Below are 12,147 nucleotides of genomic sequence, written 5' to 3' on the forward strand. Positions count from 1 at the left end.
AATGAATGCAAACAATAACTCCCTCAACCCCTGGTTGATTCCAGTCACATTAGGTGCGTCTGGAATCGCCGGTTTTATCGCTGGTAAACTTTTTGGTAACCGCCAAATATCTGCTGAGCGGATCTTAAAATTAGTCAAGAACGATTTTGCAAGTGAAGGTTCTCTAACCGGTAGCTGGATCAATAATAAAGCAGTACCTTTCCAACGATTTGCGGTTAAAACCCATGCTTATGAAGGCGGCGTTTCTCGTCTAGAAGATGGCGAAGAAGTAGATTACGAGTTTATTGCTGACGCGTATACTGGTAGTCTATTGGAATTAAAACGAATTGAGAATAACTAAATGGAAAGATTACCACAATTAAAAGAAGATCAATTAATTGAAACTATTAGCAATAGCAAGGTTGTCCTTTTCTTTACAGCTGGTTGGTGCCCAGATTGTCGTTTTATTAAGCCGGCAATGCCTGAGATCGAACAAGACTTCAGTGATTATACTTTCTATGAAGTTGATCGCGATGAAAACATCGACCTCGCTGCTGAATTAAATATATTTGGAATTCCAAGTTTCATTGTATATGATAATGGTAAAGAAATTGGTCGATTTGTCAATAAAGATCGTAAAACTAAGCAACAAGTTGAAGATTTTTTAAACAATTTGAAGTAAATGTTAATTTCAAGTTACAATCCCAATGAATTAGGCGACATTTTAGTCGTTATTACCGCTCCAGATGCGGATAACCAAATTACTAAGATTGCTGATGATGTAGCTCAGATCACCGCTGAAAAAGATGGTGCATTACTTGGCTATAACTTTATGAACGCCAGCAAGGTCTTACCAGAATTAACAAGTGAAAACGGGCAAGTATTTTTAGATGCAGCCCAAGTTGAAAAATTAAATGCAAAGTTACAAGAAGCGGGCTTTGATAAGCTCTTAACGGCTGACGAAGATCCTAAATTTGTGGTCGGTTATGTTGAAAAGATCACTGACCATCCTAAGTCTGACCACTTAAAAGTAACGCAAACACGGATTGCTGATGATAAGACTGTCCAAATCGTATGTGGATCTCCTAATGTTGCAGAAGGTATTAAAGTCGTAGTTGCTCGGCCTGGTGCGATGATGCCAGACGGTAAGATCATTTGGCCTGGTCAATTGATGGGTGTTGATAGTGACGGAATGCTCTGTGGTTTCCGTGAACTACGGATTAAGAATGCTCCCGATGAAAAGGGCCTATTCATTATCCCTGATGACTGGCAAGAAGTCGGTGAACCGGTTGATTTTGCTAAGGCCGATACGTTTTACCCAGAAAACTAAATGGAACAAAATACATATTACTTTGTTGGTATTAAAGGGACCGGGATGGCCGCTTTAGCACGTATCCTTCATGACAAAGGACACCAAGTACTAGGTTCAGATATTGAAAAGGAAACATTTACACAAGCGCCATTATTAGCGGCGGGAATTAAAATTTTGCCATTTGATCCAGCCAATTTGAAACCAGGGATGATTGTTATCCAAGGAAACGCTTTTGATGATGATCACCCAGAGATTAAACGAGCACATGAATTAGGCCTTAAAATTTTAAGTTACCCTGAGGCTGTTGAAAATGAGGTTAAGAATCATACTAGTATTGGGATTGCCGGAGCACACGGTAAGACCAGTACGACTGCATTGTTATCACACGTATTAGCGGCAGTTGAACCAACTAGCTACTTGATCGGTGATGGAGTAGGTAAAGGAAATGCGGATGCACGCTTCTTTGTTTTTGAAGCCGATGAATACCGTGATCACTTCCTTGCCTACCATCCAGACTATGCAATTATGACAAACGTTGACTTTGATCACCCTGATTACTTCAATGATTTGGCAGATGTCCGTGATTCATTTGAAACATACGGTAAGCAAGTTCAACGGGCAATTTTTGCTTGGGGAGACGATCCTAGTCTTCGTGACTTAAATGTTGATGTTCCGGTTTACTACTATGGAACTAATCCAGATGATGATTTCCGGGCAGAAAGCATTCAACGGACACCAGAAGGCTCAACATATGATGCTTACTTCCGCAACCAAAAGCTTGGCACATTTACCATTCACTTATACGGTGAACACAGTGTTCTTAATAGCTTGGCGGTACTAGCGGTTGCATACATGGAGCACATGAACATGGATGAGATCCAACAGGAACTAGCCAACTTTAGTGGGGTAAAGCGTCGTTTCAGCGAAACTGACATTGCGGATACGACCATTATTGATGACTATGCTCACCATCCAAGCGAAATTAAAGCAACAATTGATGCGGCACGGCAAAAGTACCCAGATCGTGAAGTTATCGCTGTTTTCCAGCCTCACACATATTCACGATTGGCCGCTTACATTGATGGTTTTGCAGAATCGCTTAGCCGAGCAGATAAGACTTTTGTTACCCCAATCTTTGGCTCAATTCGTGAAAATGCTGGAAATGTTTCTAGTGCTGATTTGGAGCAACGGATTGAAGGTAGTGAAGGTATCGACATGGATACCATGGACAAACTTTTGCAATACCACAATGCGGTAGTTGTTTTCATGGGTGCCGGTGACGTTGAAAAGTACGAAGAAAAGTACAAAGAATTGTTAAAATAAATGAATAACTTTTCTCAAGAGCCAGGGCGTCGGGTTGTTACTGACGCAGCTGGTTTGAATAGTTTCTTGACCCGAATGTATGGAAATATGACGCTGGCAGTTCTTGTTTCTGCATTTAGTGCTTACTTGACCATGGGGGTATTCCGGAGTGCGGTTTTCGGTTTCTTTAGTGCTCACCCTGGAATGGTTTGGGTTATCTTATTGCTACCGATTGCTTTGTCAATGGGGGTAAGCTTTAGTGCTACCCGGAACCCAGTTGGGGCATTTGTTATGCTGATGCTGACGGCAATAATCTATGGTGTCGAGTTTGCAATTATTGCTGGTGTTTATTCGGGAGCAAGCATTGCCTCAGCTTTCGTATCATCCGCGGCTGTTTTTGTCACGATGGCTTTGTATGGGACCATTACTAAGCGCGACTTAAGCAAGTTTGGTGCTCACGCGATGGCTGCCTTGATTGCTTTAATGATTGCTTACCTTATCAACATGTTCTTACAAAGTCCGGCCATTGCTTACATCTTCTCCTTTATTGCTGTTATTATCTTTACTGTTTTAACAGCTTGGGATGCACAAAAGATGAAGCAGATCTACATCAACTATGGTGGCGAAGTATCAACAAACGGTTTAGCTGTTCTAGGTGCCCTTCAATTGTACTTAGACTTTGTAAATCTCTTTATCTCACTTCTTCAAATTTTTGGAATGAGTGACCGAAATTAAAGTGTGAAACAATCTTCTCGACAAGGCGATGGGCTAAGCTAGGACGATGATTAGCACGGCACGGGCTGATTATCGTTCGTACTTAGACTCGAGCCTTGTGTTGATTACATTTATTCTTGGATTAGCAATGGTCAGCAGCCTGCATGCCCATTTAAGAACTGATTATTGGCGAGTAGTTTGTTTATTGCCGATTTTATTAGTAGGAGCAATTATCGGTTTTCTCCCCGATAGCTTCCCTGACTATTTGATGGTACCAGCTGTTTCATTTGGGCTTGCAATGCAAAGTGCCACTTTTAGCAAAATCGAGGGGCTCGGCTATAACAGTGTCTTTACAAGCGGCAGTGTCAAAAAAGCTGCGGTTGCCTGGAGCGAATATTATTTTCATCATGATCGCTCGCAACGATCAGCTGCCTTTAGTTATTTAATGATCGTGATCTGTTTTACGCTCGGCGCGATCATTTCTGCGCAGTTGCTTCCCTTTTTCCGAATGAAAACTATCTGGATTGCCACTTTTTTGATTCTCGTAACTGATAGTTCTTATTACTTAACTAAAAGGAAAAAAGTTAATAAGTAGATGGATAAACTCATTAACTATCAAAAGCCTGCAGAAGCACGTCTCTTTGCCCTGCTCCTCACTTTTAGCGGTGGCTTCATCGATGCTTTTACATATATCAAATGTGGGCGCACAATGGCAGCAGCCTAAATGACAAAACAATTATTGTTAATTGACGGAAATAGTATTGTTTTCCGGGCATTTTTTGCTATGCATAATCAAATGGACAAATTTACAAATAAGGACGGCTTGCATACAGCTGCAATTTATGGCTTTAAGTTGATGCTTGACCATGTGTTGCAAAACTTTAAACCGGATGCGGCTTTAGTAGCCTTTGATGCAGGAAAAGTAACCTTCCGGACGAAGATGTATGATGACTATAAGGGTGGTCGAAACAAGACGCCTAATGAATTGACCGAGCAGATCCCTTATGTGCGCGAATTGATCAAAGACTCTGGATTACATAGTTATGAATTAGCTAACTATGAAGCTGATGATATTATCGGTACTTTGGCTAAGCAAGCGGATGATGCTGGCTACAAGACGTTGATCGTAACTGGAGATCGAGACCTTACCCAGTTAGCAAGTGAGAATACGACCGTTGCTGTTACCCACAAAGGAGTTACTGATACGGAGCACTACACGCCAGCGCATGTCGAAGAAAAATTAGGAATTACGCCGCGCCAAATAATTGATATGAAGGCACTGATGGGTGATTCTTCCGATAATTATCCTGGTGTAACTAAAATCGGGGAAAAGACTGCAATCAAGCTTGTAAAACAGTTTGGTTCAGTTGAAGAGCTTTATGACCATATCGATGACCTCAAAAAGAGTAAGATGAAAGAACATTTGATTGAGGATGAAGAGGTTGCTCGCCAATGTAAGACATTAGCAACAATTCTTCGGGATGCTCCGATCAAGATTGGCTTAGATGATCTGCAATATCAGGGCCCACAAACGGATGACTTGATTAAATTTTACAAAGAGATGGGCTTTAAATCTTTCTTGAAAAAGATGGATATCGATGGGGCTGGAGAGGAAGACGAAGCTGAGATTGCTCCAATTGACTACACAGTTTTAACTAAAGATAACTTAGATGACCTAGGACAATTAACGGGTGAAGTAAGTTTTTACCTTGAAATGTCAGAAGAAAATTACCACACGTCACCATTCGCTGGTTTTGTGATCGGCAATGAAGGACACTGGTTTACGAGTCGAGATGTGGACCTGCTTAAAGAGGCGCCTCTCAAGGATTTACTCCAGAGTGATAGTGTTGAGAAGAATGTCTTTAATGCCAAGGCACAAATCGTTGGGCTTCATCGCCTCGGTATTCCGCTTGAAAACATTAATTTTGATCTACTTTTGGCATCTTACCTTCTAAATACTAATGATAATAGTAACGACCTGGGACAAGTAGCTCAGGAACACGGTTACGATGATGTCCGAACAGATGAGGAAGTTTATGGTAAAGGTGCTAAGCGCGCTGTGCCTGATGATGATAAGACCTTCTTTAGTCACCTGGCTACGAAGGCGCGGGCAATTGAACAGCTGCGCAAGGATCTTTTTGCCAAATTAGACGAAAATAAGCAAACGCCACTATATACTGATATTGAATTACCGCTAACCCGGGTTCTTGCAAAAATGGAAATTGCGGGTGTCCATGTAGATGCACAAACTTTGAAAGATATGGGTAGTAAATTAACTGAACGGCTATCAGAAATTGAAAGTCAGATCTATCAAGAAGCTGGCGAGGAATTTAACATTAACTCTACTAAGCAACTAGGCCATATTCTGTTTGAAAAATTGAAATTACCAGTGATCAAAAAGACCAAGACCGGTTATTCCACTGCAGTTGATGTGCTGGAGAAGTTAGCTGATAAGTCACCGATTGTTGAGCAAATTTTGGAATATCGTCAAATTGCTAAGCTTCAATCTACCTATATCACTGGTTTGCTGAAAGTTATCCATTCAAATGACCAGAAGATCCATACGCGCTACTTACAGACATTAACGCAGACTGGTCGCTTGTCTTCTGTTGATCCTAATCTGCAAAATATTCCAGTACGGTTGCCGGAAGGGCGCTTAATCAGAAAGGCATTTGTTCCTAGTCATGAAGGTTGGCAAATCTTCTCTTCAGATTATTCGCAAGTTGAATTACGGGTTCTTGCTCACATCACTGGTGACAAGAACCTTCAGGAAGACTTTAAGAATGGTGAAGATATTCATGCTAGTACAGCTCGCCGAATTTTCCATCTAGCCCCTGATGCCGAGATTGACCGTAATATGCGGCGTCGGGCAAAAGCAGTTAATTTTGGAATTGTTTACGGGATTAGTGATTACGGACTGGCACAACGGATTCATGTTAGTCGTGCAGAAGCTCATGAATTTATTCAAAATTATTTCCATGAATTCCCCGGTGTAAAGAAATACATCAATGACACGATTGCGTTTGCTAAAGAAAATGGTTATGTTGAGACGATTACTCACCGTCGTCGTTACTTACCAGATATTCATGCCAAAAGTTTTAGCAAGCGATCATTTGCAGAGCGGACTGCAATGAATACGCCAATTCAGGGGAGCGCTGCTGATATCATTAAGATTGCGATGATCCGGATGCAAGATGAGCTTGAGAAACGTCATCTAAAGGCAAAAATGCTCTTGCAGATTCATGATGAATTAGTCTTTGAGGCTCCAAAGGAAGAAATCCCGGTTCTATCGGAATTGGTGCCAAAAGTAATGGATTCGGCCGTTAAGTTGGATGTGCCGCTTAAAGTAGATAGTAAGTATGGGGATACCTGGTATGACCTTAAAAAATAGATGCCTGAATTACCAGAAGTTGAAACTGTTCGCCGCGGTTTGCTGAAGATTGCCGCTAAGCGTAAAATTAACGCGATCGATGTTTATTATGGTAAAACGATTACCAATGACGTTGAAGATTTTCGGCAGGCGTTGATTGGACAGACGATTGAAAATGTTGATCGGCGAGGGAAATATCTTCTTTTTCGTTTTACTAATGATTTGACGATGATTTCACACCTTCGCATGGAAGGAAAATATTACAACCAACCGATTGGCGGACCAATTGATAAACATACCCATGTTGTCTTTGAATTTACGGACGGCACGGAATTATGTTATCAAGATACCCGTAAATTTGGGCGGATGACACTGGTAAAAACCGGTGATGAGATGAATGTCGGCGGATTGAAGACGATTGGCCCTGAACCGACAGAAGACGCCTTTACGTTGCCATACTTTACAGCTGAATTAAAAAAGAGTCGGGGAAAAATTAAGCCATTCTTGCTTAATCAGCGTCATGTCGCCGGTCTGGGTAACATTTACGTTGATGAGGTGCTATGGATGACGGGGATAAACCCGGAGCAACCAGCCAATACTTTAACGGCTAGCCAAATTACTGAATTACGGAAAAATATTATCAAAGAATTGGCGACAGCGATTAAGTACAAGGGAACCACTGTGCATAGTTTTACGAATGCATTTGGTGATGCCGGCGCTTTCCAAGATCGCTTAAAAGCTTATGGTCATGCGGGAGATGAATGTCCGCGTTGTGGCACGAAAATGGTTAAAATTAAGGTTGCTGAACGTGGAACGACATTTTGTCCACACTGTCAAGTATTGAAGGAATAAATGACAAAAATAGTTGGATTAACAGGTGGAATCGCAACCGGCAAGACAACGGTAAGCACTATTTTGCGCCAGGCTGGGATTCCGGTGATTGATGCTGACCAAGTAGCGCGGCAAGTCCAGGCACCAGACTCGGTTGGGTTAACACGGATTGTCAAAGTATTTGGTCCAAAAGTACTTTTGCCAACTGGGGAGCTCAATCGGCAAGCCTTAGCAAAAATTGTCTTTAATGATAAAGAAGCGTTGAAAAAACTCAATGAGATTCTTCAGCCATTAATTTACGATGCTATCTTTGCGCAGGTTAATACTTTAAAAAAACAGGGTATTCCGCTCGTGGTGTTAGATGTACCATTATTATTCGAGCAACATTATGATGGAGATTGTGATTATGTGGTAGTTGTTTATACTGATCCACAAACGCAGCTTAAACGGTTAATGGCTCGTGATCATTGTTCTAAAGAGGAAGCGCAAGCGCGAATTGCTGCCCAAATGCCATTATCAGATAAAGAAGCGCGGGCGGATTTTAAAATAAATAATAATGGTGACCAGGCTGCCCTGCAAAAACGAGTCGCATCCCTAATAAATCAGCTAAAAGCAGAGTAATTGCGCTGTCCACATTGTCACAAAAATGGATCACGGGTTGTCGATAGTCGGCCAAGCGAAGACGGAAGCTTTATTCGTCGTCGTCGTGAGTGCATTCATTGTGGCTTTCGTTTTACAACCTTTGAACGGTACGAGGAAACGCCACTACTAGTAATTAAAAAAGATGGCACGCGCCAAGAATTCAGTCGCCAAAAGATCCTCAATGGGATTGTGCGCTCGGCAGAAAAACGACCGGTTAGTATGGAGCGATTGACCAAGATTGCAGATAAAGTGGAAAAACAAATCCGGAGTATTGGTGAAAGCGAAGTCTCCAGTCAAATTATTGGTAAATTTGTGATGAACGAATTAAAAGGCGTCGATGAGATTGCTTATATTCGGTTTGCAAGTGTTTACCGCCAATTTAAGGACGTTGATGCCTTTATGAGCGAACTTGAAACCATGATGAAGGCAGAACATAAAAAATAAATGACTGCAGCAGCTTTTGACCCGCAAGCCGGTTATGTTGTTACGGCCAGCACTGCATTTATTAGTTTTAATGACCAGACTTTTGCAACATTTTATCAGCCAATTTTAGGACCAGTTGCGTTTAGCTTTTTTTATGCGTTAAAAGCGCGCTTGTTGCCTAATCCTACGATTGCTAACCGGACCTTGCAAAGTGACCTGTTAGCCCAGGTAAATGCTGGGGGTCGACAAGTACTGGAGGCTCTTCATCGTTTAGAGGCAGTTGGCTTAGTGCAAACTTATTTCCAGCACGATGAGATCGGGGACGTATACGTTTATGAATTGCAGCCGACCCTTACTCCAGAAAAATTTTTAGCTGATAACTTGCTGAGTATTTTACTTTTAGAGGAAGTAGGAGAAGATGCGTTTGGACGTTTGACTAAGCAAAGTCGGCAATACAAGCTTGCTTCTTCTAACACTTCACTAACTAATGTGAGTCACAACTTTTTTGAAGAATTTCATATTAACTCGCAGTCAATTACTGAAACACCACAAGCGATTTTAACGGCGCGAAAACAGGCACCAGTAGAAAAGCAACCCCAGTTAACTGCGGGGATGAGCGATGACTTTGATTGGTCAACCCTCATTCACTTGCTGGCTAATCAGCCAATTGTCAGTGCAGACCTGGAAAATAATCGAGACCTAATATTGTTAGAACATCAATTATATGGGATTGATGTGCCAACGATGAAGACATTGGTTTTGCGGTCGATTGATCTGCAAACCAATCATTTCAATCCGAAAAAATTTAAGCAAATTGTTGCGTCTACCTATAATATTGTCTATTCTTCAACGACAAAAGTAGCGGAAAAAGAAGCGCCGGTGACAAATAGAAATAGTGAACTGACTAGTAAAGATCAGGAGTTATTGGCGACAGCTAAGGATTACTCCCCAGTCGAATTTCTTCAGGTTCTTAAAGGTCAAACGGGTGGCTACGTAACTTCAGGTGAACGTCATATTCTGACAGGTTTAGTAGCGCAAGAAAAACTTACCCAAGATGCCATTAATATCTTAACTTGGTATGTGATTAGTGACCGGGGGAATTCTACTTTGACAGCTAATTTTGTCGATGCAATTGCCAATAACTGGCTCCAACATGGCGTAATTAATGGGGAGCAAGCCATTGTCCAATTAAAGACTTTTAACAAGCAGTCGCAAGAAAAGAAAAAGGAAACAAAGACGCCAAAGAAAAATAAGTGGCGCAAAATGATTAAGGAACCGATGCCAGCATGGAGCAAGAAAGACACGAGTGAGTTGATGAAAAAGGCTTCCTCACAAGAAATTGCCAAACTGCGTGAACGGATCGCTAATCGTAAGAAGAAGTAGATGCAGTCACTAAACAAAACTTTACAAGAGTTAATGCGCGGTCAAAACATCGCAAACAATATCCAACAAACGATGAAGCAAGTTTATGCGGATAAAGATGTTCAAGCATTCTTAAACGAAAATCGTGACCGTCTTAGTAAAGAAGCAATTAAACGGGGACAATCAAAGCTTTATGAGTTTTTTCATGAAAAGCAATTAATTGAAAAAGGCGTGCCAACTGTTGCCCCGGGATATTCTCCGCAATTGGTTATCAGTGCAGGCCAAATTGACGTAACCTACGTTCCAACTAAACAGTTATTAGAACGCCAACGACAACGTTATATTCAACGACTAGTTAACTCGATTAATATGCCTAAGTTCATTAAAAATGCGTCATATGATGATTATTATTTAAATGAAGATACCCAAACTGATACACGCACAAAGGCAATTCAAGCAGCCATGGACTTTACAGATAATTACCAAAAAGATAATTTTCAACCAGGACTTTACCTATATGGAAAATTCGGAGTCGGAAAAACATACCTCCTTGGAGCAATCGCTAATGAACTCGCTAAGAGTAAGGGAGTTGCAACAACGATGGTTCATTTCCCTAGTTTTGCTGTTGAAATGCGGAATTCAATTAAGCAAAATAATACTGGCGAAAAGTTGGATGCTATTAAACGGGCGCCGATTTTAATGCTTGATGATGTTGGGGCCGGTGCAATGACAACATGGGTAAGAGATGATATTTTAGGAGTAATTTTAGAATATCGGATGCAAGAAGAATTACCAACTTTCTTTAGTTCTAATTTTTCAATGGATGAGTTGCAAAATAACCACCTTGCTATCAATGCGCAAGGCGATAATGAGCCTCTCAAAGCGGCTCGCATTATGGAAAGAATCAAGTACTTATCACGTGAGATTGAAATGGAAGGAAAAAATTTGCGTGATAAGGGATAAATGATTGTCAATAACGGTATTCGTGCACGGGAAGTGCGGTTAATCGGTCAAGATGGTGAACAATTGGGCATTAAGTCTAAGCGTGAAGCGCTACAATTAGCTGAAGAAGCTAACTTAGATCTAGTATTAGTTGCACCAAAGGCACGCCCAGCTGTTGCCCGCATTATGGATTACGGGAAGTACCGTTTCGAGATGCAAAAGAAAGAGCGTGAAGCTCGTAAGAAGCAAAAGACGATAACGGTTAAGGAAATTCGCCTTAGTCCATCAATTGATACTAATGACTTTAATGTTAAGTTAAAGCGTGTTCGTAAGTTCATTGAAAAGGGCGATAAGGTACGGATTTCATTACGGTTCCGTGGTCGTGCTATTACCCATAAGGATATCGGTCGTGACATGATTGAACGAATGGCTGAAGAAACTTCAGACATCGCTACTGTTGTTCAACGTCCGAAGATGGAAGGGCGGAGTATTTTCTTAACTCTTGCTCCGGCTGCTGATAAAGCAAAGAATTAAATGCCAAAGATGAAGAGTAACCGTGCTGCTGCCAAGCGTTTCAAGCGTACAGCTAATGGTGGATTCAAGAGTGGAAACTCATTCACTAGTCACCGTTTCCACGGTAAGACTAAGAAGCAACGTCGTCAATTACGTGGTTTGAGCATGATGGACAAGACCAACGTAAAGCGTTACAAGAAGTTATTACCATTTAAGTAAATGCGAGTTAAAGGTGGAACTGTTACGCGTGCACGTCGCAAGCGCATTATGAAGTTAGCAAAGGGTTACCGTGGTTCAAAGCACCGTCTTTTCAAGACTGCTAAAGACCAAGTAATGAAGAGTTACACTTACGCTTTCCGTGATCGTAAGGTCAACAAGCGTAAGTTCCGTGAACTTTGGATTGCTCGGATTAACGCTGCTGCACGTATGAACGACATTAGTTACAGCAAGTTAATGCACGGCTTAAAGGTTGCTAACATTGATATTAACCGTAAGATGTTAGCTGATTTAGCTGTTAACGATGCAGATGCATTTAAGGCACTCGTTGACGAAGCTAAGAAAGCTCTTAACTAACGGCTTTTTTTAGTGCGCCCGGCATGGGTATTAGCTAGGTGGTGAAAGTCCGCTATGGGCCGTAGTAGTCGGAACCATGAGCTAAGGACAAGGGTGTCCACCGTGAGGTGGAATCTGAAGGAAGTCTAAGGCAAAGTACTGCATCGATGAACAAGAAGTAGCTATAAGGCTGAAATTAACTGGA

General features: G+C 41.5%; 16 protein-coding genes. All 16 read left to right on the top strand.

The features are described from left to right. Position 1: 1 nt before the first annotated feature. Genes HHK02_RS04865 through rplT form a run of 16 tightly spaced genes read left to right on the top strand, consistent with a single transcriptional unit; the run spans position 2 to position 11,963 of the window. Positions 2-340, top strand: coding sequence for a PepSY domain-containing protein (locus HHK02_RS04865; protein ID WP_078009437.1), 339 nt, complete (start codon positions 2-4; stop codon positions 338-340). Beyond that, entirely contained in the window at positions 341-661 is a 321-nt protein-coding gene (locus HHK02_RS04870; protein WP_085678888.1) for a thioredoxin family protein, read from the top strand. It abuts the gene before it with no gap. Then, the gene (gene ytpR, locus HHK02_RS04875) at positions 662-1,309 is read left to right on the top strand and encodes a YtpR family tRNA-binding protein (protein WP_085678885.1); all 648 of its coding nucleotides are present in this window, start codon (positions 662-664) and stop codon (positions 1,307-1,309) included. It abuts the gene before it with no gap. Next, positions 1,310-2,614: a UDP-N-acetylmuramate--L-alanine ligase gene (murC, locus tag HHK02_RS04880; RefSeq protein ID WP_085678882.1), complete on the top strand. Its 1,305-nt coding sequence runs from the start codon at positions 1,310-1,312 to the stop codon at positions 2,612-2,614. After that, on the top strand, positions 2,615-3,328 hold the full coding sequence (locus HHK02_RS04885; RefSeq protein WP_003668494.1) for a Bax inhibitor-1/YccA family protein: 714 nt from the start codon (positions 2,615-2,617) through the stop codon (positions 3,326-3,328). It begins immediately after the preceding gene. A gap of 46 nt (positions 3,329-3,374) precedes the next feature. Beyond that, positions 3,375-3,902 carry a YoaK family protein gene (locus HHK02_RS04890; protein WP_231124905.1) on the top strand — a complete coding sequence of 176 codons (528 nt, stop codon included), beginning with the start codon at positions 3,375-3,377 and terminating at the stop codon, positions 3,900-3,902. Beyond that, on the top strand, positions 3,903-4,031 hold the full coding sequence (locus HHK02_RS12880) for a hypothetical protein (protein ID WP_269204226.1): 129 nt from the start codon (positions 3,903-3,905) through the stop codon (positions 4,029-4,031). Continuing rightward, positions 4,032-6,698 (top strand): DNA polymerase I, encoded by a 2,667-nt coding sequence (polA, locus tag HHK02_RS04900; protein WP_085678879.1) that lies wholly within the window; start codon positions 4,032-4,034, stop codon positions 6,696-6,698. Beyond that, positions 6,699-7,529 (top strand): bifunctional DNA-formamidopyrimidine glycosylase/DNA-(apurinic or apyrimidinic site) lyase, encoded by an 831-nt coding sequence (gene mutM, locus HHK02_RS04905; protein WP_003670851.1) that lies wholly within the window; start codon positions 6,699-6,701, stop codon positions 7,527-7,529. Beyond that, positions 7,530-8,129 (top strand): dephospho-CoA kinase, encoded by a 600-nt coding sequence (gene coaE, locus HHK02_RS04910; protein WP_152711746.1) that lies wholly within the window; start codon positions 7,530-7,532, stop codon positions 8,127-8,129. Further along, on the top strand, positions 8,130-8,594 hold the full coding sequence (nrdR, locus tag HHK02_RS04915) for a transcriptional regulator NrdR (RefSeq protein ID WP_003668489.1): 465 nt from the start codon (positions 8,130-8,132) through the stop codon (positions 8,592-8,594). It begins immediately after the preceding gene. Then, complete coding sequence (locus HHK02_RS04920) at positions 8,595-9,956, top strand: replication initiation and membrane attachment family protein (RefSeq protein WP_085678866.1); 1,362 nt, start codon at positions 8,595-8,597, stop codon at positions 9,954-9,956. Beyond that, a complete protein-coding gene (dnaI, locus tag HHK02_RS04925; protein ID WP_003670857.1) occupies positions 9,957-10,898 on the top strand; it encodes a primosomal protein DnaI in 942 nt (313 codons plus the stop codon). After that, entirely contained in the window at positions 10,899-11,411 is a 513-nt protein-coding gene (gene infC, locus HHK02_RS04930) for a translation initiation factor IF-3 (RefSeq protein WP_003664107.1), read from the top strand. After that, on the top strand, positions 11,412-11,609 hold the full coding sequence (rpmI, locus tag HHK02_RS04935) for a 50S ribosomal protein L35 (protein WP_003664106.1): 198 nt from the start codon (positions 11,412-11,414) through the stop codon (positions 11,607-11,609). Further along, positions 11,610-11,963, top strand: coding sequence for a 50S ribosomal protein L20 (rplT, locus tag HHK02_RS04940; RefSeq protein ID WP_003664105.1), 354 nt, complete (start codon positions 11,610-11,612; stop codon positions 11,961-11,963). The last annotated feature ends 184 nt before the right edge of the window (positions 11,964-12,147 follow it).

The sequence above is a fragment of the Limosilactobacillus reuteri genome, from assembly GCF_013694365.1.
Classification (GTDB): Bacteria; Bacillota; Bacilli; order Lactobacillales; family Lactobacillaceae; genus Limosilactobacillus; species Limosilactobacillus reuteri_E.